23 protein-coding genes are annotated in these 23,298 nt (G+C 63.3%); 5 read left to right on the top strand and 18 right to left on the bottom strand.

The window, feature by feature from the left end; all coding sequences use genetic code 11:
- Nucleotides 1–2: 2 nt before the first annotated feature.
- The 13 genes from GBEM_RS19215 to citC all read right to left on the bottom strand — a co-directional run bounded on the left by GBEM_RS19215 (nt 3) and on the right by citC (nt 14,311).
- Nucleotides 3–431, bottom strand: a complete 429-nt coding sequence (locus tag GBEM_RS19215; RefSeq protein ID WP_012532278.1) for a C-GCAxxG-C-C family protein — start codon at nt 429–431, stop codon at nt 3–5.
- Nucleotides 432–532: 101 nt separating this feature from the next.
- Complete coding sequence (locus tag GBEM_RS19220) at nt 533–3,766, bottom strand: efflux RND transporter permease subunit (protein ID WP_012532279.1); 3,234 nt, start codon at nt 3,764–3,766, stop codon at nt 533–535.
- A 218-nt stretch (nt 3,767–3,984) separates the two neighbouring features.
- Nucleotides 3,985–5,082 (bottom strand): efflux RND transporter periplasmic adaptor subunit, encoded by a 1,098-nt coding sequence (locus tag GBEM_RS19225; protein ID WP_012532280.1) that lies wholly within the window; start codon nt 5,080–5,082, stop codon nt 3,985–3,987.
- Nucleotides 5,079–6,422, bottom strand: a complete 1,344-nt coding sequence (locus GBEM_RS19230) for a TolC family protein (protein WP_012532281.1) — start codon at nt 6,420–6,422, stop codon at nt 5,079–5,081. Before GBEM_RS19230 ends, GBEM_RS19225 begins: the two co-directional genes overlap by 4 nt.
- Before the next feature lie 414 nt (nt 6,423–6,836).
- Complete coding sequence (locus GBEM_RS19235; RefSeq protein ID WP_012532282.1) at nt 6,837–7,730, bottom strand: ATP-binding protein; 894 nt, start codon at nt 7,728–7,730, stop codon at nt 6,837–6,839.
- A gap of 238 nt (nt 7,731–7,968) precedes the next feature.
- A complete protein-coding gene (locus tag GBEM_RS19240) occupies nt 7,969–8,718 on the bottom strand; it encodes a class I SAM-dependent methyltransferase (RefSeq protein ID WP_012532283.1) in 750 nt (249 codons plus the stop codon).
- Between the two features lie 134 nt (nt 8,719–8,852).
- Nucleotides 8,853–9,671, bottom strand: coding sequence for a triphosphoribosyl-dephospho-CoA synthase (locus tag GBEM_RS19245; RefSeq protein ID WP_012532284.1), 819 nt, complete (start codon nt 9,669–9,671; stop codon nt 8,853–8,855).
- Nucleotides 9,661–10,155, bottom strand: a complete 495-nt coding sequence (locus GBEM_RS19250) for a citrate lyase holo-[acyl-carrier protein] synthase (RefSeq protein ID WP_012532285.1) — start codon at nt 10,153–10,155, stop codon at nt 9,661–9,663. The genes GBEM_RS19245 and GBEM_RS19250 overlap by 11 nt, the downstream gene beginning before the upstream one ends.
- Nucleotides 10,130–11,668 carry a citrate lyase subunit alpha gene (gene citF / locus GBEM_RS19255; protein ID WP_012532286.1) on the bottom strand — a complete coding sequence of 513 codons (1,539 nt, stop codon included), beginning with the start codon at nt 11,666–11,668 and terminating at the stop codon, nt 10,130–10,132. The genes GBEM_RS19250 and citF overlap by 26 nt, the downstream gene beginning before the upstream one ends.
- Nucleotides 11,655–12,575, bottom strand: coding sequence for an HpcH/HpaI aldolase/citrate lyase family protein (locus tag GBEM_RS19260; RefSeq protein ID WP_012532287.1), 921 nt, complete (start codon nt 12,573–12,575; stop codon nt 11,655–11,657). The genes citF and GBEM_RS19260 overlap by 14 nt, the downstream gene beginning before the upstream one ends.
- A complete protein-coding gene (locus tag GBEM_RS19265; RefSeq protein ID WP_012532288.1) occupies nt 12,575–13,051 on the bottom strand; it encodes a PPC domain-containing DNA-binding protein in 477 nt (158 codons plus the stop codon). Before GBEM_RS19265 ends, GBEM_RS19260 begins: the two co-directional genes overlap by 1 nt.
- Before the next feature lies 1 nt (nt 13,052).
- The gene (gene citD, locus GBEM_RS19270) at nt 13,053–13,313 is read right to left on the bottom strand and encodes a citrate lyase acyl carrier protein (protein ID WP_012532289.1); all 261 of its coding nucleotides are present in this window, start codon (nt 13,311–13,313) and stop codon (nt 13,053–13,055) included.
- Nucleotides 13,310–14,311, bottom strand: coding sequence for a [citrate (pro-3S)-lyase] ligase (gene citC, locus GBEM_RS19275; RefSeq protein WP_041262889.1), 1,002 nt, complete (start codon nt 14,309–14,311; stop codon nt 13,310–13,312). Before citC ends, citD begins: the two co-directional genes overlap by 4 nt.
- A 203-nt stretch (nt 14,312–14,514) precedes the next feature.
- On the opposite strand from citC, the gene GBEM_RS19280 reads away from it, so the two are divergent.
- Genes GBEM_RS19280 through GBEM_RS19290 form a run of 3 tightly spaced genes read left to right on the top strand, consistent with a single transcriptional unit; the run spans nt 14,515 to nt 17,115 of the window.
- Nucleotides 14,515–15,228 carry a glycosyltransferase family 2 protein gene (locus GBEM_RS19280; RefSeq protein ID WP_012532291.1) on the top strand — a complete coding sequence of 238 codons (714 nt, stop codon included), beginning with the start codon at nt 14,515–14,517 and terminating at the stop codon, nt 15,226–15,228.
- 5 nt (nt 15,229–15,233) lie between these two features.
- Entirely contained in the window at nt 15,234–15,515 is a 282-nt protein-coding gene (locus GBEM_RS19285; protein WP_226373899.1) for a lipid-A-disaccharide synthase N-terminal domain-containing protein, read from the top strand.
- Nucleotides 15,493–17,115, top strand: coding sequence for an ArnT family glycosyltransferase (locus GBEM_RS19290; protein ID WP_012532293.1), 1,623 nt, complete (start codon nt 15,493–15,495; stop codon nt 17,113–17,115). The genes GBEM_RS19285 and GBEM_RS19290 overlap by 23 nt, the downstream gene beginning before the upstream one ends.
- A 170-nt stretch (nt 17,116–17,285) precedes the next feature.
- Here GBEM_RS19290 and GBEM_RS19295 read toward each other — a convergent pair whose 3' ends face one another.
- From GBEM_RS19295 to GBEM_RS19305, 3 genes are all read right to left on the bottom strand, one after another.
- Nucleotides 17,286–17,483 (bottom strand): rhodanese-like domain-containing protein, encoded by a 198-nt coding sequence (locus tag GBEM_RS19295; protein ID WP_012532294.1) that lies wholly within the window; start codon nt 17,481–17,483, stop codon nt 17,286–17,288.
- Between the two features lie 75 nt (nt 17,484–17,558).
- Nucleotides 17,559–19,481 carry a C1 family peptidase gene (locus GBEM_RS19300; RefSeq protein ID WP_012532295.1) on the bottom strand — a complete coding sequence of 641 codons (1,923 nt, stop codon included), beginning with the start codon at nt 19,479–19,481 and terminating at the stop codon, nt 17,559–17,561.
- A gap of 101 nt (nt 19,482–19,582) precedes the next feature.
- On the bottom strand, nt 19,583–20,185 hold the full coding sequence (locus tag GBEM_RS19305) for a carbonic anhydrase (protein WP_012532296.1): 603 nt from the start codon (nt 20,183–20,185) through the stop codon (nt 19,583–19,585).
- Between the two features lie 344 nt (nt 20,186–20,529).
- Between GBEM_RS19305 and GBEM_RS19310 the strand changes: the two genes are divergently transcribed.
- Together GBEM_RS19310 and GBEM_RS19315 are read left to right on the top strand one after the other, a co-directional pair.
- Nucleotides 20,530–20,895: a hypothetical protein gene (locus GBEM_RS19310; RefSeq protein WP_012532297.1), complete on the top strand. Its 366-nt coding sequence runs from the start codon at nt 20,530–20,532 to the stop codon at nt 20,893–20,895.
- A gap of 123 nt (nt 20,896–21,018) precedes the next feature.
- Nucleotides 21,019–21,414, top strand: a complete 396-nt coding sequence (locus tag GBEM_RS19315) for a bacteriohemerythrin (RefSeq protein WP_012532298.1) — start codon at nt 21,019–21,021, stop codon at nt 21,412–21,414.
- A gap of 96 nt (nt 21,415–21,510) precedes the next feature.
- On the opposite strand, the gene GBEM_RS19320 is transcribed toward GBEM_RS19315, so the two are convergent.
- On the bottom strand, nt 21,511–21,972 hold the full coding sequence (locus tag GBEM_RS19320; RefSeq protein ID WP_012532299.1) for a YbhB/YbcL family Raf kinase inhibitor-like protein: 462 nt from the start codon (nt 21,970–21,972) through the stop codon (nt 21,511–21,513).
- A 67-nt stretch (nt 21,973–22,039) separates the two neighbouring features.
- Entirely contained in the window at nt 22,040–23,254 is a 1,215-nt protein-coding gene (locus GBEM_RS19325; protein ID WP_012532300.1) for a hypothetical protein, read from the bottom strand.
- Nucleotides 23,255–23,298: the final 44 nt, after the last annotated feature.

Raw genomic sequence — 23,298 nt, forward strand, 5'->3', positions numbered from 1 at the left:
GCCTAGGCGCAGGTTCTTCGCTCCAAGAGTTGCGCCACCGCTGCCGCCACGCTCGCGGTGATGCCGGGGCAGCCGCTTTTTCCTTTGGCGGAGAGCACCTTGCAGCAGGTGGCCCCGTACTGTGCCTTGAACCAGCGGTGCAGCTCGTGGGTCACTTCCGCGGTCGTGCGCCGGTCGCCGTCGAGGACAAGCCCAAGCCCCATGGTCCCCCCAGCCACCGCGCCGCAGATGCAGCCGGAGCGGGAGCCGGCGCCGAAACCGGCGGCCAACCGCAACAGCTCGTCTCCCGCCTCCGGCAGGAACTGGTTCTTCACGGCCGCAAGCACCGCCTCGGCGCAATGCATCTTACCCGAGCGGTAGAGCCCCTCGGCATCCGTGGCGACCTTGCCGGCCACCGTCTGATCGATTTTTCCCGCTGTGTTCTGTAACAAGAAGCCTCCTTTAAGGCAGGTCAAGGTCGGGTACAAGATGCTCGCCCCGCCTTGGCTGCGTCAGCGCTATATCTTAATATTTCTATCTACCATTTCTCAAGCTAAACCTGAGCCTCAACCTGTTTTTCCGCCTCGCCACCCTTTTTGTGCTTCTCCTTCCAGGACTCCACCATGAAGTACAGGATGGGGATGGTGATCCGGGAAAGGGTGGTGGAGGCGATCTCGCCGCACATCATGGCCAGGGCCAGCCCCTGGAAGATCGGGTCGAAAAGTATCACGAAGCTCCCCACCACAACCGCCGCCGCCGTCAGCAGCATGGGGCGGAAGCGTATCGCGCCCGCGTCTATTATGGCCTCGTCGAGCGCCATCCCCTCCCGTCGGCGCAGCTCCGCGAAATCGATCAGGATGATGGAGTTCCTGACGATGATCCCGGCGAGCGCGATGAAGCCGATCATGCTGGTGGCGGTGAAGAAGGCTCCCATCAGGGCGTGCCCCGGCAGTATCCCGATCAGGGTGAGCGGGATGGGGGCCATGATCACGAGCGGCGTAGTGAAGTCCCGGAACCAGGCCACGACGAGGACGTAGATGAGGACCATGACCGCCGCAAACGCCGCTCCCAGATCGCGGAAGACCTCGTAGGTTATGTGCCATTCGCCGTCCCACTTGATCCCGGGGCGCTCCTCGCTCCAGGGCTGCGTTGCTGCGCGCTGCTCGATATGGTAGCCGCCGGGAAGCGGTATGTTGTCGATATCCTTCTGCATCTTGAGGATGGCATAGACCGGCGCCTCGATCACACCGGCGACGTCCCCGGTGACGTAGACCACGCTCTTCAGGTTCTTTCTGTAGAGCGATTTTTCCTCCACCCCCTTCACCACGCGCACCAGCTCCGAAAGCGGGACGTTACCCTTGCTCCCTGCGAGATAGATGGAGGAGAGCGAGGCTATGTCGCTTCTGGAAGCAAGCGGGAGCCTCAGGTTTATGTGCACCGGTTCCTTTTCCTGCGGGACGTGCATGATCCCCACGTCCGTCCCCCCTACCGCCATCTTCAGGGTCTGCACCACCTGGGCCGCGTCGACCCCGGAGAGAGCGGCCTTCTCGCGGTCCACCTCGAAGCGCAGGTTCGGCTGGTCGTCCTCCTGGTACCAGTCCACGTCGACCACACCCGGGGTGGAGGCGAAGATCCCCTTGATCTTTTTGGCGATCTCCACCCGGCTCTGCTGGTTGGGGCCGTACACCTCCGCCACCAGGGTGGAGATGACCGGCGGCCCGGGGGGGATTTCGGCCACCTTGATGCGCGCGTGGTAGCGGTCCGTGATCGCCTTCAGCGCCGGGCGGATCCTTCTGGCGATGTCGTGCGACTGCCCCTTTCGCTCGTCCTTTCCTACCAGGTTCACCTGGATCTCGGCGACGCTCGGCCCTTTGCGCAGGTAGTAGTGGCGCACGAGGCCGTTGAAGTTGAAGGGGGAGTTGGTCCCGACGTAGCTCTGGAAGTCGGTCACCTCGGGGACCTTCCTGAGCGCCTCCCCCAGCTCCGCCACCATGCGGGCGTTCTCCTCCAGCGTGGTCCCCTCCGGCGCGTCCACGATCAGCTGCAGCTCGCTCTTGTTGTCGAAGGGGAGCATCTTGACCGTCACCGCCTTGAAGTAGATCAGCGAAAGGGAGAGGAGCAGCAGGAGCACCACCGTGGTCAGGAAACCGTAGCGGACCTTCTTGTCGTGCAGAAGCCTCCCCATGAGGCGCCGGTAGAAGCGGGTCATCCAGCTTTCGTCGGGCGGCGCCTCGCTGCCGTAGTGGGACTCACCCTTCATGAAGCGGTAGGCGAAATAGGGGGTGACGATGAGCGCGATCAAAAGCGAGAAGACCATCGCCATGGAGGCCCCCACCGGGATGGGGCGCATGTACGGCCCCATGAGCCCACCCACGAACCCCATGGGGAGGATGGAGGCGATGACGGCCAGGGTGGCCAGCATGGTCGGGTTGCCGATCTCGTCCACCGCCCGCACCGCGGCCTCCAGAGGTTTCAGCCTGGTCGTGGTGAAGTAGCGGTGGATGTTCTCCACCACCACGATGGCGTCGTCCACCAGAATCCCGATGGAGAAGATGAGGGCGAAGAGGGTGATCCGGTTCAGCGTGTACCCGATCCGGTTGAAAATGAACATGGTGAGGGCGAGGGTAACCGGAATGGCGATGGCCGCTACGGCGCCCGCACGCCAACCCATGAAGACGGCGATGAGGATGGTGACCGAGATGGCCGCGAGGAACATGTGGAAGAGGAGTTCGTTGTTCTTGTCCTTGGCGGTTTCGCCGTAGTTCCTGGTCACCGTGACCTGCATCTCGGAGGGGATGAGCTTACCCTTCTGGAACTCGACCCGTTTCAGCAGGTCCTCGGCTACCCAGGTGGCGTTGGCCCCCTTCCTCTTGGCGATCGATATGGTGACCGCCGGGTAATCCGCCGCTCCCCCCTTGAGCCCCTTGTGTGCAGCCGCCGGGCCCAGGCCGAAGAAGACGTAATCCTTCGGCTCCTGGACGTCGTCGGTCACCGTTGCCACGTCCGAGAGGTAGACCGGGCGGCCGTCCTTCACGCTCACCACCAGCCTGCGGGCGTCCTCCGGGGTCGAGATGAAGCTCCCCGCGTCGAGCTTGTAGTCGCGGTTTCCGGAGGAGACGGCGCCTGCGCGCTGGGCCACGTTTCCCCGCTCCAGGGCGCCCATGACGGCGACCGGCGTGAGGGCATAGGACGAGAGCCGGGCGGCGTCCAGTCTCACCTTCAATTCGCGCGAGACTCCCCCGCGGATTTCCGAGTTGGCGACGTTGTCCACCTTCTGCAGGTCGTCGCAGAGTTCCCTCGCCACCCTTCTCAAGGCATGGTGGTCGTAGCGGTCCGACCAGAGGGTAAGTGAGAGGATGGGGACGTCGTCGATGGATTTGGAGACCACCAGCGGTTCGGCGGCGCCGGGGGGGAGGAAGTTGCGGTTGCTCATCACCTTGTTGTAGAGCTTGACGAGCGAGTTCTCCATGTCCTCGCCCACGAGGAAGCGGACCGTGATCATCCCCATGCCCGGCTTGCTCACCGAGTAGAGGTACTCGACCCCCTTGATCTCCCAGATCTTCTTCTCGAAGGTGTTGATCAGGCGTTCCTCCACCTCCTTGGGCGAGGAGCCCGGCATGGGGAAGTAGATGTCCACCATGGGAACCACGATCTGCGGTTCCTCCTCTCGAGGCGTGGCGACGATCGAGTAGAGGCCCAGCAGCAGCGAGGCGGCCACGATGAGCGGCGTCAGCTTGGAGTCTATGAAGGCGCGGGCGATCTTCCCCGCGAAGCCCAAGTTATTCATCTGTTTCTCCAGTGGTTAACAAGACGCGGCAGTGAACCGGCCGTACATTACTCCCCCTCCCCTTGCGGGAGGGGGCCGGGGGGTGGGGGAGGGCGCCAATTCTGGTTGGGCGATACTTCGTGGCAGCTGCACCCACCCCCTAACCCCCTCCCGTCAAGGGAGGGGGACCAGAGGCGTGAACCCGGCAACAACCAGCTATCTACTGCCGCTCTGATGGGTCACTGCACCTTGGCGCCGTCCACCAGGCGCTCCGTGCCCTGGGTGACCACCTTTTCGCCGGCGGCAAGCCCGGAGATCACCTCGACCCGGCCGTTCAGGTTCCTCCCCAGCCGGATCAACCTGAGCCTCGCTATCCCTTCCGGGGATACGGCCCACACGGAGGTGAGCGAGCCCCGCTCCACCACGGCTTGGGCGGGAACGGCTACTCCCTGCCGGGAACCTGTCTTGAAAAACGCCTTGCCGTAACTGCCGGAGCGAAGCGCACCGGTCGAAAGGTCAAGCTTTACGGTGAAGGTGCGGCTGGCTGGGTCGACTACGGGCACCACCTCGGAGACGGTCCCCACCGCTTGGACCCCCTCGACCGACACCGGCACCCGGTCTCCCTGCTTCACCTTGCCGAGCAGCCCTTCCGGCGCGGCAACTTCGAGGCGGAACCCGCTCTCCCCCTCCACGGTCAGAAGCGGGGTTCCCGGAAAGACGGTTTGCCCGGCCTCCGCCTGTTTCGATACCACCACGCCGGAGATAGGAGCGGTCACCCGGCCATATCCGGCAACGGCGCCTGCCGCTCTTGCGCTCTGGCGCGCCTGCGCGAGCCTTGCCTCGGCACGGGCGACCCCTTGCGCCGCCACCTCCTGTTCCGTTCTCCGCGTGTCCAGTTCCTGCCGAGTCAACGCCTGCTGCTCGAAGAGCCTGCTGTAGCGCTCGAAGGTGACGTCGGCGAGTTTCTTCCGCGCCTGGGCCTCGGAGAGGGCGCGGGACGCCTCGTCGACGCCGGAGGACGCTCCCGCCGCCGCCGCGCCGCTTTCAACCGCCTCGATGGCAACCAGTAGCTTCCCCTTGCCGACCCGGTCCCCTTCACGGACATAGACAGCGGTCACGCTGCCCGAAAGCCTGGCGGAGATGGCCGCGCTGGAGCGGGCCCGGACCGTGCCGACCGCCTCCTGCACCTCGGGGAGCTCCTCGGCCGCCACGGCGGCGACCGTCACCCCGCGCACCACCGGCGGCGTACTCTGCTGGACGGCATGCTCTTCCTTCTTCCCGCAGCCGAGAGCCGACGCTATCATGAGGGCGAGAACTGCGGCCCGGTAGCTTCTCATTGGATGACCTCCTTCAGAAATACCCCCGCACGGAAATAGACCTCGCCGGTTGAGGCGAGGAGGTTGTTCTCCACCTCGACCAGGCTGGCCCGGGACCGGTTCAACGCCGCTTCGGCATCCATCAGCTCTACCAGCGGGGAGAGCCCGTTGCCAAAGCGGAGCGCCACCAGGCGCACACCTTCCTCGGCGTCCTGCACCGCCCGCCGTGCGCTCTCCAACCTGAGCAGAGCCTCCTGGCGCCTGAGCACGCTCTCGGTCACCTGGAGCGCCACTTCTCTGCGGTCGTTTTCCAGCACCGCCGCCGCAGCCTTGCGGCTAAGCTCGGCTTTCGTCTTCTCATGGGAGCGCCTGGCGCCGTCGAAGAGCTCCCAACGCAGATTCACCCCCAGGTTCCATGAATCCTTGTCCATCCCCAGCGGGAGGTCGCGGTCGTTTATCTGGTAAGCCCCCCGGGCATAAACGGTGGGGAAGTAGGCGTCCCTTGCCTGTCGTACCGCGAGTTCCCCCAGTTGCACCGAGGTCTCGTCCGCTTTCAGGTCCGGGCGGCTTTGCTGGGCCAGCGCCACCAGGTCCTGCTGGGGCAGTGCCGGTTCCTTTATCTCGGGGAGTTCGCCTATATCCAACGCTCCCCCCTGCTCGCCGCCGGCCGCCAGGTTCAGCCTCATGCGTGACAGCAACAGGTCGTTTTGCGCCGATACCAGCCGCTGCTCCGCCTCGGATAGCGCGGTCGCGGTGCGCAGCCGGTCGGATTTAAGCCCCAGGCCGTCCTTTTCCCGCAACCCGGCCAGGCGATCATGCTCCTTCGCGTTGGCCAGCGCCTGGTCTGCGATGCTGCAGTAGGCCTGGGCGCGCCGCACCCCGAGATAGGCCAGGTAGACGCGGAAGGCAACCTCCTCGCGCCTCCCCTGGAGGGAGAGATCTGCCGCCTGGGCGTTCTTGTCCGCCATGCGCACGCCGTTCCCGATCCCGAGATCGAAAAGCGGCTGCTCAAGCGAGACCGAGGTGCGGAAATCCGCGCGCGGCGACGGGTTGTTGAGGGTGTCGGCGGCAAAGTCGCCGGAAGGGTTGATGCGCCCCTCGTCCAGCTTCATCATGAAGACGCTCGATGGGGTATTGGAAAGAACCACGCCGCTTTCGGCCTGAACGCGGGGAAGGTAGCGGCTCTTGCTGACCGCGACCTCCTGCTCCGCCGCGCCCCGCTGGAACGACGCCGCCTTCAGCAGGTTGTTGCTCTCGAGGGCCCGGTGCACCGCCTCGCGCAGGGTGACCGTCTCCCCCAAGGCCGGCGCCGCGAGGAGTGCGAAGTACATTACGATCAGCGGCATTATCTTTCGGCTCACCCGGCATCCCTCCTTGGAACCGTTTCGTCCTTGAATTAATATATATGTGAAGCTGAATATAAATACTCCACTGGGGTATGTCAAGGCAATTTCTGTTCAGCCGTCATCTCCCGGAGAGCTTCCCACAGCGACAGCTACTAACCCTTGCTCCGCATCCGCTTCCGGATAGCAGCCCCATCTGAGTGAGAGACACCCAGAGCCGTCAAAGAAGCGTCTGTCCCGGTCACACAGAAAAATACCAAGTGTAACAGGTCGGCCCTCTTTGTCTTTACGCAGAAGGACCTGATCTCTCGTTAAACCTATGCAGAAACTTCCCTGTATCAAAAAAAACCGGCGCCCATCGATAACGATGGACGCCGGTCGTGTTCTTTCATAGTAAAGCTGCTGAGCCAGTGGCTCCGAATTTTATCCTTGTTACGCTCCCGCCTGAGTCAGCAGATAGCGCCCGACCCAGTTCTTGGAGAACTGGAAAGCGGTGCGGCCGCAGCGTTTGGTCTTGTCGTGCGACCACTGGATGGCATCGAGTTCCAGCTCCTTGGTCCAGGGGATGGTGAGGTTGCGGGTCGCCGCCTCCCGCTCGACGCACTGGCGCACCGCGTCGATGTAACGGTCCTGGGTGAAGACGTGGAAGGGAACCCAGAGACCGAAGCGGTCGGAAAGGGAGACCTTCTCCTCCATCGCCTCGCTCTGCTGCAATTCGCCGTTCACGTACTTGCCCCCCAAAAGGTCGGTCTCGTACTGGGGGAGCAGGTGGCGGCGGTTGGAGGTTACGTAGATCAGCACGTTTTCCGGCGCCGAATAAACGGAGCCGTCCAGCGCGCTTTTCAGCATCTTGTAGGAAAGCTCCCCCACCTCGAAGGTGAGGTCGTCGCACAAAAGGATGAAGCGGTAAGGCTCGTTCTCGACCGCGCTGAAGATCTCGGAGAGATAGATCAGGTCTTCCTTCTCCACCTGGATCACGCGCAGCCCCTCGCGCCCGTACTCGTTCAGGAGCGCCTTCACCATGGAGGACTTGCCGGTCCCGCGCGAACCCCACAAAAGCGCGTTGTTGGCCGGGAGCCCCTTAAGGAACTGGCGGGTGTTGTTGATCATCACCTCTTTCTGCTTCTCGCAGCCTAAGAGTTCTTCCAGCCTGGTGTTGTCAGTCACCTTTACCGCCTCGAGGTATCCCGAGAAGGAATGGCGACGCCAATTCGCGGCGTGGCACTTGGTCCAGTCCACCGCTTTCACGGCCCTGGGGAGCAGCATTTCGACAGAGCTGAGCACTCGCTCAAGCTGGGCAACGACCTCCGGTTTCAGATTCAACATGTGCTGTTTCCATCCTGTGTGTGGTGGCGACGGGACGCGAAAAAGCGTACCGGGCCGAAGTGATCTCCCCTGCAGCTGCCGCTAAGACGCGGAACGCCGGGTAAAAAGTCCAACTTGTATACGTCATTACACGCCTCGCTGTCAATTAAAACAGCGTTCAATTTGGCCAACATGATATGGGAAACTGCGGGGCAAGCAAGGGGTGCGGGGAATTGCGGCGGGTAGGGGGCGGCGCGGCTCAAGGCCCGCCAGGTTGTTTTTCGCACAGCGCCCAGGCGGTGAGTCCGGGCAGCCTCACCCCTCGGCGCGCCAAGAGGATCATCAGGGAATTTTCCAGCCAAAGCCAGTTTTTAAGGAGCGCGGTGAGCATCCGCCCCCCGCTCCAAGAGCCGACCCCCTCCGAGCCGCGGGCGCGGTCTGCCACCTTGAAAAGAAGGTACTTGGGGAGAAGGAGCGAACCGAAGAGGTGCCCCGAGGCGAGGACGGCGAGCCCGGCGCAAGTCAAGTGCCGCGTAAGCTCCTGCAAGCGGTAGCGCCGGTAATGCCCCAGCGAAAAATCGTGGCCGCTGTAAAGGGCCGGGAAGGCGGGGACGGTCACCAGCACGCGTCCCCCTTCTCCCGCGTGCCGCGCCACGACCTGGGCCAGGAAGGCCCGGTCCTCCGGCACGTGTTCGAGAACGTCCAAAAGCAAGGTGAGGTCGAAGCGGCTTTTCTCGGGGGGAAGCTCGGTCTGGTAGGCGATGCCGTCCCCCTTTTCCCGCAGCATCGCGAGTTGCTCCGGGCTCAGGTTCGGGTCGACCGCCGTCACCCGGCTCCCTGCAACATCCTGAAAAACGGTACGGCTGAGATAGCCGTCGCCACAACCCAGATCCAGAACCGACAACCCGTGGCGCAGGTACGGCTCCAGCAGTTTGGCAACGGCCGCGGCACGGGCCGTCTCCCAAGGGTGCCTGCAGACCTGCGCGTCGCTCATTTCCCTGAGATCCATGCCGCCTCCCTGAGAATCATAAACAGGAGAGTCCGGTCGAGCCGGGTTAATTAATGGGCAGCTGTGAAAGCAGAGGCGATATTAAAAAGGCGCCAAAATTGCCTTTGTCAAACGGGGATCTGTGTTAGAGGACTTCAGGAAGCGGCGAGATCAAGCTCGCCGGTGTGGGCGAGCCAGGCGAAGGAGAGGGCAAGGAGGTCGGCGACCCCTCCCATGGTCAAGTTGCGGCTGATGTAGGCCTCGTTCCTTTCGGCAAGAAAACCGAGGAAGTCGCCCCGCTGCAGCACCAGGAGTTCCAGCTTCCGCCCGTCCTCCCTGACCGTCGCGAGCCCTTCCCTGCCGCAGCGGTGCAGGGACGTGCTGTCCTCGACGGTGGCCATCAGGCGCCCAAGCATCGCGTAGACCGCCGTGCCGCGGTTTCCGCCCCTGGCGATCTCGTGCCTGAAGGCGGGAAGTGCGGCGCCGAAGAGCGAGGGGAACCCCGCCAGCGCCTCCCCCATCACCCCCTGTGCCTCGGAGCTGTTGCGGATGCGGCTTCCGTTGGTCGGCTGGGGGTGCGGACGGTCGAAGAAGCGCTTGGCCAGGCGCCCCACGGCGGCGCTGAGCTCCCCCTCGTCGCGGCGCGCCACCTGCGAGCCGGCGCAAAGGAGGAGCCCGGAGAGGAAGATGTACCCCTTGTGGCAGTTGGTCCCCGCCCTCTGAAGCATCGCTGCCTCCGCCGCCACCCCGAGCCGCACCTGGGCGGCCAGCTCCTCCCCCCGCGCGAGGCTGTCGGCAACTTCGGCGAGGTAAGCGGAAACGATCTTCAGGGAGGTTTCCATCCGGTGCAGCGTGAGGTCGCGGTGGGAGCCGGAATCGTTCAGGTCGACCAGTCCCGGCTTGGGGGTAAGGTAGAGCTCCATGAAGGCGCCGCGCACCAGGTTCAGGGAGAGCGTGGGAAGCTCAGAGCGCATCGATGATCCTCCGGGCGCGCAGCATCAGCTCCTCGCTTTGGTGGCGCCTGGCATGGATGCAGGCGAGGGCGGGTTCGGGGCAGATGAGGCAGGCGCGGGGCGCGATATCCAGCCCGACCCGGGAAACGGGGCGGCCGGCATGGTCGTAGATGTCGAGGTCTAGGAGCCTTCCCGCCGGATGCATCGACTCCAGGGAGATCCCGAGCCGCTTCACCTGTTTCGAAGGGAGGCGGGTGCGGTAGATGGCGAAGGGCCCGAGGTCGTCGCATCCGCGCACGGCGTCCGTCGTCTTCAGCGCGCCCAGAAGCGCCTTCTCGCCCCATTGGAACAGGCGCTCCGCCCGCTCCCCGGTCTTCTCCGTCCCCGGCAGGTTCAAGGAGAGCATCACCGTGGCCGGGAACTGGGTGGGGAACATCCCGTCCAGAAGGGCCTGCCGGCAGTCCCTCGCCTCCAAAAGGCTATTCCTTAACGCGTCTAACGGCATCTATGATGCTCCCGTCCCGGTACTCGATCACCGCCACCACCTGGTCCTCGAACTGAAGCGGCTGCGGGGTGCCGGTCACCCGGCAGATCTCGCGCTGCAGCTCGCCGATTTCTTTGACCGGCAGCTTCCTCCTGATCAGCTCCTCCTTGAGCTCGGGGTGCCGGTCGTTCACCGCGATCCCCCGCTCGGTCACCACTACGCCTATGGTTTCGCCGGGGGTGGTGACGGTGGTGACCCGGTCGCGCACGATGGGGAGGCGCCCGCGGATGGAGGGGGCCACGATGATGGAAAGTTTCGCGCCGGCCGCAGTGTCCGAGTGGCCGCCGGTGTTGTGCAGCAGATAGCCGTTAGACTCGGTGTTCACGTTGACGTTGAAGGAGGTGTCCACCTCGGTCGCCCCGAGGATCACGCAGTCGAGCCGGTTCACCACGGCCCCCGCGTTGAACGGGTTCGCGTACATGTCGGCGCCGATCTCCTGGTGGGCGCGGTTTTTCGCTATCGACTTCACCGCCTCCTGGTCGAAGCACTGCACGTCCATCAGCGCGCCGAAAAGCCCCTCCTCCAGCATCTCCACGAAGTAGCCGGTGATGCCGCCGCAGCCGAAGCTCCCCTTGATGTTGCCGCGGCGCATGGCGTTTCTCACCTTGTCCGAGACGGCTAGGGAGATGCCGCCGCTGCCGGTCTGGAAGGAGAAGCCGTCCTTCAGGAGCCCGGAGGCCTCGATCACCTGGGAGGCGAAGCTGGCGATCTGGAGCCCAACGGGATCCGTGGTGATCCTGGTGGTGGTAGAGACGATCTTTGCCGGATCCCCCAGCCGGTCCACGGTCACCACGTAGTCCACGAGGGTCTGGGGGATGCTGACCGGCACCACCGGGAAGGGGACCAGGTTGTCGGTGACCGCGACGACGCAGGCGGCGTGCAGGGCGTCGGTCTGGGCGTATCCCAGGCTGCCGCAGGCGGAGGGGCCGCTGTAGCCGTTCATGTTGCCGTACTCGTCGCAGCAGGGTGCGGCGATGAAGGCCACGTCCACCTGCACCGACCCTTCCATGATGGCGCGGGCCCTGCCGCCGTGGGTCCTGACCACGATGGGGCAGGAGAGTTCGCCGCGGCTCGCCATCTCGCCGATCAGCCCGTTCACGCCGCAGTGGAAGCCGGCGACTACGCCGCTTTTGATGTGGGGGATGATCTCAGCGTGCACCGGGTGCACCGAGGAGGAGGCGATCCAGATCCCCCGGATCCCCATGTCGGCGATCTCGGCCACCAGCCGGTTCAAAAGGAAATCGCCGTTTCGGAGGCTGTGGTGGGTGGCGATGGTCATGCCGTCTTTCAGGCCGCTCGCCTCGATCGCTTCCCTCAAGCTCGACAGGAGCTTCGAGGCGCCGGGGTTGACGCGCCTTAGGCGGCGGGCGGCGACGCTCCCACTCGGGGTGATCGAGTAGGGGTCGCCGTAGGGGACGAGCTTTCTCCCCGCGTAGCTTTCCGGGATCTCGCGGCCCAGGCTATTGAGCGCCATGTATCGCCTCCTCGTCTATCAGGGTGTCGACCATGCCGTGGGCGTAGGCGGTCCTCAGCACGCGCGCCGCCCGCTTCACCACCGGGGCGTCCACCATCTTCCCCCCGAGGGAAATGACGCCGGTACCAAGCTGCCGCGCCCGCTGGATCGCCTCGATCACCTGCAGGGCGTACTCCACCTCGTGCTTTTTGGGGGCGAAGACCTCGTGCACCACCTCGATCTGGCGCGGGTTCACCAGGCACTTGCCGGTGTAGCCGAGCCTCTTGGCCAGCTCGGTCTCGGCCCTAAGCCCCTCCATGTCCCCCACGTCGGCGAAGATGGTGTCGAGCGCCTGGATCCCGTTCGCCTTGGCGGCCCAAAGGACCCGGGTCCTGGCGTTGAAGAGCTCCTCGCCGCCGCGGCTTCTCTCGATCTCCATGCTGGCGGTGTAGTCCTCGGCGCCGAAGGCGAGGGCGAAGATGCGCTGCGAGCTCCGGGCGATCCCCACCGCGTTGATGACGCCGAGCGCGCTCTCCAGGGAGGGAAGGATGCCGAAGCGGCCGATCTCGACCTCGAGCTCCTCCTCGAACTCGGTCAAAAGCGTGTCCAGCCGCTCCACGATCTCCGGGGTGTCGGCCTTGGGGAGGCGGATGCCATCCGGCATGGCCGGGAGCACCACCTTCAGGTCCTCGTACCCCCAGCGGGTATCGAGCGGGTTGATCCGGACCAGGAGCTCCTTGTTGCGGTCGGTGTACTGCATGAGGAAGCGCTTCACCAGGTGGCGCGCCGCGTCCTTCTCGGAGAGCGGAACCGCGTCCTCCAGGTCGATGATCACGGAATCGCAGTTGAAGATGGGGATGTTTTGCAGCATGGAGGGCATGTTGCCCGGGACGTACAAAAGCGAGCGCCTGAGCTTGTAATCCGGCATCAAGGTGCCTCCTCGTCGATGTAGATGGTAGGGATTCCTCCCACCTTGGAGACGTGGCGTTCGACCCCCGAGACGTCCAGTTCGGTGAGGACGATTTCGCAGGTGGCGAAGACCTCGGCGTCGTAGAGATGCCCCCCGACCACCTCCCCGGAGGACTTGGACATCATGATATGGAAGTGGTAGTCGAGAAGGTCGCTCTCGCCGGGGACGATGTTCCCCTGCAGCCCCAAGAGCTCGCACGGCCCCTCGATGTCGTGGATGGTGATGCGGGGTTCGGTGATGGGAAGCCTGGCGCCGGTCTTGATGCCGCGCAGCCTCACGTTCTTCACGCTCCCCAGGGCCGAGACGATCATGGCGTAGCGCACGTCGGTTAAGTGCGCGAACTGCAAAAGCCTCGTGGTGAGGCTTTCGCCCGGCGTAATCTTGATGATGAAACGCCTGCCGTTGGAGCACTCCTTGTACCAGAGACCTTCCATGTTAACCCTCCGCCCTCATCAACGCCGTTTCCAGGCGGGCCTCGATGGCGTAGTCGAGTGCGCCCCGGTCGGTGATGCGCACCTCCCCCGCCTCCACCCCATGCTTGGCCAGCACCTCGTCGACCTTGGCGCGGATGAGACCCCCGAACTGCTTCAGCACCGTCGACTCGATGGTCACGGTCAGGGTCTCGGCCGGCTCCAGGAACACCATCAGGTCGCTAGATTGCAGCGTTCCCGCCTGCACCTTCTTCTTGATCTTCATTTGTCCCCCCCTTTGTCCCAGATCTTGATCCCCTCGCTGGAGAGGAGAAAGTCGAGCGTGCTCACCGGCACCAGCTCGGCGATCCCCTCCAGTTCGCCGCGCATCAGCATCTCCCGCACCCTTGAGGCGCTCACTGCCGCGCCGACCGCGCTCTTTCTTTCCAGCTCCCGCACCCCGATCCCCATGGGGGGGAGGATCCTGTGCATGGCGCGGTTATATTCCGCCGTGGTGCGGCTGAACGGCTCGGAGCCGATGAAGCGGGTGGCGATATGGAAATAGGGTGCTATGCGGGTGGCGAAGAGGAGCAGGTCGAGCTCCATCTGGATGGCGCAGGCCGGGTCGTCGTCTTTCAGGAAGTAGGTGGGGAAGGTGACGCTGGAGACGGCGTACCAGGAGGTATCGAGGACGGTGACGTTTTCGAGATCGGCGGTCCCTTCCTGCACCATCCTAAGGCGCGCCGGGAAGGGGAACAATGAGCGCTCCTCGCGCACCACGAAGAGGTAGAGATGGTCGACGCTCGAAGCGGCCTCTTCCACCAGGTAGCGGTGCCCCACGGTGAAGGGGTTGCAGTTGGCCACCACGGCGCCGTTGCTGCCGGGGAACACCTGCCGGCTGTACCGGGCCAAGTAGCGTCTCAGCCCGTCGCCGTACTCCAAAAGCGCGGTCTTTCCCGAGGCGACCAAAAGGTTGAAGTTGAGCGACTCGAAGCTTGGTGCCAGTGCCGGCGAGGTGAAGATGAAGAAGGAATCGATCCCTTCCTGATAGCCGCGTCCCACCAGCTCCGTCACCACCTCGTCGAGCAGGGTCCCCCCCTGGTGCGCGGGCGCCACGACGAGCATCTTGAGTACCCGCCCCTGCCTGGCGCCGACCGCCACCAGCCGCCCGGCCTCGAACACCCCGACCAGATCGTCGTAGGGAAGCTCGAAGCGCAGGCCGCTTTCGGCTACCAGCGCCTGCGCCTGCGACAAATCGTCGGTGGATAGAAGTGAAGTGACCATACAGGAAAGACTAGCACCATTCAGCGGTAAACCAAATGGTGTATACCGCAAAAGTCCCTATCTTCCCGCGGACCTGGGCGTTTTTTCGCAGTTACCGCACGAAGGTGAGAAAATTCTAGTATTGTCCGTGGCGGTTGTGTTATTTTGCCGAGTTGCCGATTTCCCCGCAAGACAATGGTAAACGACCAAGGACCGAGGACTTAATGAGCACGATCTCCATCGTCATACCTGCGCATAACGAGGAAGGCAACATAGGAACGTTGGTGCAGGAAATTCTTGCCACCCGGCTCGAATGCGAGATCATCGTGGTCGACGACGCCAGTACCGACGAAACCCACCAAACGCTTCTCGCGCTGAAAAGGACGGTCCCCTCGCTGAAGATCGTCCAGCACGACCGCTCCTACGGCCAGAGCGCCGCCGTCGCTACCGGGATCAGGCATGCCAGCGGAGAGCTCATCGCCACCATGGACGGCGACGGGCAAAACGACCCGGCCGACATCCCGAAGATGGTGCAGGCGCTCATGAAAAGCGGCGACAAAAACCTCAGGATGGTCGCGGGGTTCCGCAAAAAGCGCGACGACGCGGCCTGGCGCATCATCTGCTCCAAGATCGCCAACGCCTATCGCCGCTTTTTCTTGAGGGACGAGACCCCCGACACCGGCTGCGGTCTCAAGGTGTTCTACCGCTCGGCGTTTTTGAACCTCCCCTTCTTCGACCACATGCACCGCTTCCTCCCGGCCCTGATCAAGATGCAGGGGGGCGAGGTGGTCTCGGTCGAGGTGGAGCACCGCGCCAGGACCCACGGCGTCTCGAAGTATGGGACGCTGAACCGGCTCTGGGTCGGCATCGTCGACATCTTAGGCGTCTGCTGGCTGCGCATGAGGGCCAAGAACGTGAAGATCACGAGGTGCGACTGATGGTAATGTCCGAAAAAATTTGGGTTGGGATAGGGCTTTCCGGCCAGTTCTTCTTCACCATGCGCTTCGTGGTGCAGTGGATCGCCACCGAAAGGAACCGCAGGAGCGTCATCCCCGAATCATTCTGGTACTTCAGCATCTTCGGCTCCCTGATCCTGCTGGTGTACTCGCTCTACCGCAAGGACCCGGTCTTCATCCTGGGACAGGCCTTCGGCACCACGGTCTACCTCCGAAACCTCTTCTTCATCCACAAGGAAAAGAAAGATGTCTCATGCGCCACAAGCTAAGGGGCTCTGGCTCCCCTTCCTGATCCTGGCCGGGACCTGCCTCCTTTTCTCGCTGGCACTCCCCTTCTTCCCCGTGGACGAGACCCGCTACCTCTCCGTGGCCTGGGAGATGAGGGTGCACGACTCCTTCATCGTCCCGATCCAGAACGCGCTCCCCTATTCGCACAAGCCCCCCCTGCTCTTCTGGCTGATCAATCTGGACTGGCTGCTCTTCGGGGTCAATGAGGGGACGCTCCGCTTCATCCCGCTCATCTTCAGCCTTTTCAACGTCTGCCTGGTGTACCGGATCGCCTTGCAGCTCTGGGAGGACCGCAAGCTCGCGCTGAACGCCGCCGTGATCCTAGGCTCCACCTTCTCTTACCTCCTCTGGTCCTCGGTGATCATGTTCGACGTGATCCTCTCCTTCTGGGTCCTCGTAGCCGTCTCCGCCTTCATCCGCGCCGGCAGGGAAAGGAGATTCGCCGATTTCGCCCTGGCGGGCGCGGCCATAGGAGGGGGGTTCCTTACCAAGGGGCCGGTGGTGCTGGTCTACATCCTCCCGGTGGCGCTCTTCGCCTTCTGGTGGCAGCCCAAAGGCGAGGTCACTCCCAAGTGGTACGGCTTTTTGCTCCTCTCCCTGCTGATAGGTATCGCGGTTGTCCTCGCCTGGCTCATCCCGGCGGCGCTCACGGGGGGGGAGGTTTACCGCAAGGCGATCCTGTGGGGGCAGACGGTGAACCGCATGGCCAACTCCTTCGCCCATAAAAGGCCGCTTTGGTGGTATTTGCAGTGGGTCCCGGCACTGCTGGCTCCCTGGATCTTCTTCGCCCCCCTCTGGCGCGGCTGCCGCCGCCTGACCCTGGATGCCGGAACCAGAGTGGTGTTCACCTGGATCGTTTCCGGTTTCGTCGTTTTCTCCTTTTTGAGCGGGAAGCAGGTGCACTACCTCATCCCCCTGATCCCCGCCTGCAGCCTGTTGGCGGCGAAGGCGATCGCCTGCTCTCAGGATTCCGCACGGAGGTTCCAGCTCCCGATTGCCATCTTCTACCTGATCCTCGGCGCAGCCATCGTCGCGCTCACCTTCCTGAAGCAGAGGGGCGCGCTGCAATATTTCGATCCCGGCGAGCTGAGAATCGCCGCTGCCGGCCTCATGCTCCTCGGCGCGGCGCTCTCCTTCCCAAGACCACGCGACGTTTCGGCGGCACTCAGGCTGGTGGCGGTCTCAGCGCTCCCCTTCTGCGCCCTGGTGGCGGTCGGCTGCCAAACCTTCTCCGGGCGCTACGACCTCCACGCGGTATCCGCGGCGGTACTAAAGAAGCAGCAGGAAGGCTACCAAGTGCTGCACCAGGGGAAATACCACGGCCAGTACCATTTCATGGGGCGGCTGCAGCTGCCGCTGGTGGAACTGGAGGGAAGCGACCAGATCCGGCGCTACGCACAGACCCACGACAAGGTGGCGCTGGTCAGCTACACCCCTCCGGGCCAGGCGGTGCAGCCTGAAGAGGCCTTCTTCCGGCAGCCGTTCAGGAGCAAGCAGGTGGTCCTTTGGAACAGCCGGGGGATCATGCAGAACCTCGACGGCGCCAAAGCCGCCGCACCCCTGCACCAAGGGGAACAATAAAAAAAGGCCCGCCAACTTCAGTTGACGGGCCTTTTCTGCTACATGCCGAGGATCAATCACCGGTACCCTGCTTCCTTCCAGGCGTTCAGACCACCCTTGAGGGCCGATACGTTGCGGTATCCCTTCTCCTCGAACTCAGCTGCCCGACCGGCAGACGTATGTTCCTGCGGTCACTGGCAATAGAAGATCAGCTCCTTCTCCTTCGGTATCTCGGAGAGCCGTGAGTTCAGCTCCCCCATGGTCATCGCCTTCTCCAACCTGATCCCCCCGCACATCTCCTCGCTGTCGTAGGCACAGACGAAGAGGGCCTCCCCTCCCTGCACCTTCCTGCGCGCTTCCTCAATCGAGATCCGTTTTGCCTCTGCCATGTCATCCTCCTTTGGGCACGCTGTAACCAGACCGTGAAAGAGTAGCAGAGAAAGCCACTGCGTATAGGGGAGCAATCACCGCGAAATGTTCGCCCGCCTCTGGCGCGAGGACGACTTGGTGACCTCGAAGCGGAACTCCCCTTTGAGTTCCGCTTTCCCCCCCAGCATGCGCGCAAGGGTCGCCTTGACCGTCGCCTGGTCGTCATCGAAATCCCCATGATGGCGGGCCGTTGAATAGTCGCAGGGGGAGTCCTTCAGGTCGTTCGGGGCTCTCACCCAGTCCGCTTTCTTTGCGGAGAAGAGATCGCTAAGCCTTGAGTCGCTCTCGATGCAGCGCTCCAGCCCCAATAGCGGCACGCCGTCCTTGAAGAGCGGGATGTGCGGCTCAGCCTCGAAGGCGTTCGACACCAGGTACAAGAGCGACTTGTTGTAGATGCGCGCGCAGTTGTCGCACTGCTCCGCCTTGTCGTTCAAGGTGAAAAGGGTGAAGCACCCGATGTGGCCGCAGTCGATGGAAGGGAGGTAGCTCTGCTTGAAGAGCGCCGTGGTGCATGCCGGCGCCCAGAGGGTGCAGCTCTTGATCGGGCGCCCCATCTTCGCCAGCCCCTCGACCACCGGGGCGTGGAAGACCGATCCGGCGCTGTGCCCGACCAGGTGGATCTCCACATCGGCGGGGAGCCGCTTGATCTGCTCGAGAGCCAAGCGTGCGCCTCCCTCCTCGGCGGTCCCGGCAGCGAGCGCGTTTTGCTTCATCTCGCTCCAAAGCGGCTTTCCTGCCAGCCGCGCCACCGGTTCCAGTGCGTCGTCCAGGCGGTCCAGCATGAAGTCCTTGCTGTCGTCCAGGAACCCTTCCGACCTCCGCTTGTGCATGGCATCGGTGAGGATGTTGCAGATGGTGGTGAACATGTCGCTGTGCCAGATGAAGGCCAGTGGATATATCTCCGCCTTCAGGAGCTGGGTGCAGTATTCGGCCACCCGCTGCACCGCCGACGCCTCGTCCACAAGGCCCCCGTGCGCGTAAAGGAGCAGCCTTTTCTTGTTCCACCCCGCCGTGAGCGCAGGGAAGTCCCTGGCGAAGATGTCCTCCACGTCGTGCCTGGTGGTGCCGTAGCTTCCCCCCGGCCGCAGCACCCCGTTGTTGCCGATGCTGACGATATGGCGACGCAGTTCCGTGCTGGAGTAGGCGCCGGAATGGCTGATCGCCGCGGAGCTCCCGATGGCCGTCGACTCCGGCGCATGGAGGTTCATCGGCACCCCCAGCCGCGCCACCCAGGCGTCGTCGCCGTTGGCAAGCCAGTCGTCATAGCCGATGCGGGCGAAGCCCCCCTTGCCCCAGTCCTTTCCCCAGGAGTTCTGCATCCAGAAGCCGTCCTCGTCGTAGCCCACGATGGCGAACGCGTGCCCACCTATGACGGTGTCCGATCTCTTGATCACCCCGTCGGAGCCGACGTTTTCCCAGCCGCTGTGAACGCTCGAGGTGGCGAAGAGGATCCCCACCTCAGCCAGGGCGCTGTGCATCGCCACCAGGTCCTTGTGGTTCACCCGGAAATAGGCACCCAGCGAGCGCTTGGGAGCGTCCTTCAGCGCCTCCTCGCTCAGGCGTCCCCCCTTCTCGCACAGGCCGGTGGCACAGACCCCGTGCTTGTGCCACCCCTTCATGGCGCCCCTCGCGCTCGACCCCTCGTAGTTCTCCCCAGGCCACTCGTCGTAGCGCTTGGCCAGCTGGTACAACATCCAGGGGCTGACGCTGACCGTGTCCGGGATAACCCTGCGTTTGCGCAAAAGGTAGTTGACGTTCGTGGCCAGGCCGAAGCCAGTGCAGGCCCCTTCGGTTCCCTGGTCCAGGATGGGAACCTCGTATTCGAGGTAGCTTTCCAGCTCCATCCGCATCGGGACCTCCAACAGCGTCGGCACGAACATCCTGTCCCTGAAATCCAGCGTGTCCGGCCTGACGTACAACTTCCGTCCATCCTTCGTCACCAGTTTCGGCTTGCTCATTGCGCCCTCCTTCGTTGTTGGTACCCCCCAGACCCGGCAACCGCGATGGCCCTCCTTGGGCGCCTGGCTCAAACCCGACGCTCCGGCTACCGCCCAACCGGTCACTGCCCCGCGATCGAATTCTTCACCACCTTGATCTCCCCCGAACTCATGTCGTACACCCAGCCGTGGATTTTCAGCTTCTTGTCCGTCATTGCCTTCCGCACGAAAGGATATTCCTGCAGATGCTCCAGTTGCAGCCTTACGTTCTCCTCGACGATCAGGTTCATCCGCTGTTCGTGCGGCATGTCGATGTGCAGCGCGTTGATCTTCTCGTCCACGCGTTCCTTTGCCTTATAGGCGTTGTTCAGCCAGATGGGGATGTACTTGTCGTCGCCGTCCTCCTCCATGAGAGCGTTGATCCCGCCGCAGCCGTAATGGCCGCAGATGACGATGTCCGGAATCTTCAGATGGTTGATGGAAAATTCCAGCACTGCGCTCAGGTTCCAGTCGTTGTTGGCCACGATGTTGCCGACGTTGCGATGCACGAACACCTCTCCCGCCCTGGTCTGGGTGATGGTGTTCACCGGCACCCGGGAATCGGAGCAACCGATCCACAACACGGTCGGTTTCTGGTCCTTGGCGAGTACGGTGAAGAACTCCTTTTCCTTCTCGAAGGTCTCCTCGACAAAACGCTTGTTCCCCTCCAACAAGGTAGCGATCATGACATTCCCCCCCCACACACCGGACGCCTCAGCAAAACGGCTGCAAACTCAGGCAAAGAACCCGGCGGGAAGAGAACTTCCCGGGGAAGGTTCCTCATGAGCTATGCAGGCTGGTGCTATTAAGGTACAAGCTGATCGGGAAATGTCCAGCGAAGCAGGTAAGCAAAGCAGCTGATTTCCCGACATATTCGTTTTCTCCCGAGGTAAGTGAGCCCCGGGTCCGGCGCCTTTTTACGCGGCATTAAAAATAGCGTCGAGTCGTTGAGGAAGGGGCCGACACTGCTAAGATAACCTTCGGCTTGTGCAACAAAGCATGTCGCGACACGAACCAAAGGAGGGATACGATGAGGCTTTCCCGAAACAGCGACGAACCGCTCAACTACGCGGTAGACCAGCAGTCGAACCTCACCCCGCAGTTGCGGCGGATGAACCTGAAGCTTGGCCTGGAGACGGCGCTGGGGGTCGTTTCCGACCCTCCGGCCACGCTGCTTCTGGGCGGGGCAGTCGCCTTGCTCCTCAAACGCAGGTTCGCGCTCGCCTCTCTCTGCGCCGCCGGCTTTCTGCTCCGGCAGACGATAACCAAGCGCCCGACCGTGCCGAGGTGGCGCTTGCTCACCGCCAGGGAAAGAAGAGAGATCGAGTTCGAGCGGAGCGTCTTGAAGGCACAGCGTGGCGACTACGGCAATCTCGAGGTCATCGCCTTCAAGTGACCCGGCGCAAAGGGGACAGGCTGCTTTTGAAAGTAGCCTGTCCCTCTTTAATTTCGCTACAGTCTCGCCGCGGCTGCGCCGATAGGGTCGGTAAGGAAACCAGGCCAAGGAAGGAGCGACGACATGTTAGTTGAATGGGACGGGACACTTGAACTCGGGGTTAAAGAGATCGACGAGCATCATCGCAAGCTGATCGAGATATTGAACCAGTGCTACCAGGCGCTGATGCTGCACAATCACACGCGTCAGCTTAAAGAGGTCGTACGGGAGTTGCAGGATTACACGCAGTACCACTTCGGGACCGAAGAAAGGATCATGAGCGAGCTCGGCTATCCCGCAGCGACGGCGCACCTGGAGGCGCACCGGCAGTTCATCGCCTCCATCGCCGAATTCGACCAAAGGGCCAGCGCCGGGGAATCCTTCGTCGCCATCGAAGTGCTGACCTTCCTGCAGGAATGGCTGGTGGCGCACATCCTGAGCACCGACCGGGCCCTGGCCGACTGCATCAAGCCCGGCTGACCAGACGAAGGGCGGCGCAAACACGAAAGGGGGACTGGCTACTTTTCCAATGAAAAGGCAGCCTGCCCCCCTTTTTTAGTTCGCGTTGCCAGCAGTTCAGGAAGCACCGTCGCTTTCGGAGCAAAGACCGGTCAGCGATGCCTCCGCCTTGATGTGCTGGTGCATCGCCACCTCAAGCTGCCCTTTGCTGGCCGTACCGGCGAGATCGAGCACCACGTCGAGGGCGTATAGCCTGAAGATGTAGCGATGGGTGCCGGAAGGCGGACAGGGGCCGCCATACTGGTTGTGCCCCCAGCTGTTTTTACCTATCACCGACTCGCGCGGCTCGGAATGCTCGACGAGCTTCCCGATGTTGGGCCGGATGTTCCAGACTATCCAGTGCACCCACAACCCGTTGGGGGCATCCGGATCCTCCATAACCAGTGCCAGCGACTTCGTCCCGCGCGGGACGTGCTCGATGAGCAGTTCTGGGCTGATGTTTTCCCCGTCGCAGGTGAACCTAGGCGGGATCTTCTCGTTGTCCTGGAAGGCCGGGCTGATCAATCGCATCTTTTCCATGTCTCCCCCCCTTTATTGTTTGTGCTGCACCTTTCATCCGCACCGCAACACCTGCGGCGCCAGTTCGTTAACGGTCGCCCCTCTGCGGCTGGGGCACCGCTGCTATCTTAATCTCTACGATCAGGTCGTCGACCTGGGCGAAAAGCTCGGTCGCCGAACCGGTTGGCCTGAATAGCTCCAGGGACCATTGCCCCTCGGCCGTGTTCCTGCCGACCGGACTTGCGTTAGCATGGGAGACCATGCCGCAGAACTCGGAACGGCGCACCGAGCGCCGGTTTTCCACCCGCCCTAACAGGCAGGCGGGGAGCCGCGACTGGTCCACCTCCACCTTCTGCCCCTCGCGGACAAAAAGCGCCGCCTCGGGGAGCCTCAGGATCAGGGACCAGGGTACCGTCCCAGCCTCCCCTATCAGCGACGCGCTCACTCCCCGCAACCGGCAGTTATCGAAACCCTGGAACAGTTCGGAAGGGACCTGCAGCTTCACCGAGAAGCTGTCCCTGGCGTGCCGGAGCTGCCCCCAGGCGTTGCGGTTCATAAGGGCGCGTACCGAAAAGGCCCTGGTGAAGGCCTGTTCCCTGCGCTGGTATTTACCCAGCCATTCGAGCGTGTTGCGGGTCCAGATGGAGAAGCTGGTGATCGAGGCGCTAAGGGTCTCCGCCCACGCGGTGAGGGGGGAAGGGTCGCCGTCATAGCCGTAGATCAACCGGATACCGTCCTCCGCCACGCTGATCCGGTTCACCGCCTCCTCGTAATCCCGGCAGACCCGCTTCAACACCAGATCCCGCTGTTCGTCCAGCGCATAGGGGCGGCCCGGCCCCGCCAGATCCCTTTTCCTGCGCACCGACTCGGCCCGCAGTTCCAAAAAGGTGGTGATCTCAGCGGCAGGGGGCTCTCGCAGTTCCTCGCCCTCTCCCTCCTCCGGCCGTTGCTCTGCCTCCTGCTGCTCCTCGCGCTGCTCTTTGCCGCGGCTAGCCTCCTCCCCGGGCTGAGGCTCGACAGGCGCCTCGGCGGCCTGCGGCTCCTGCGCCGCCTCCTGCGCCGGTTCCTCCACTGTCTCCCGCTTCCGGTCCAGCTCGATCTCCTTCTCCAGGATGTCGAGGTCGTTGCTGTACCCCTGCCAGGCGCGGTCCAGGGATGCGTACACTTTGAGATCGGCCAGGCACCGGTCCAAAAGGGTCGCCGCCTCGCAAAGCAGCACCTCGGCCTGCCATGGGCTGAAGTTGGCGGCGAGCATAGCCGGGTCGGGGCGGTAGGCTACCACGTTGCACGCCAGCTTGGTCATAGGATTCACCTCCTGTTCACCGGCGAAAGTTGAACCGCGAAGGG

It is taken from the genome of Citrifermentans bemidjiense Bem, from assembly GCF_000020725.1.
Classification (GTDB): domain Bacteria; phylum Desulfobacterota; class Desulfuromonadia; order Geobacterales; family Geobacteraceae; genus Geomonas; species Geomonas bemidjiensis.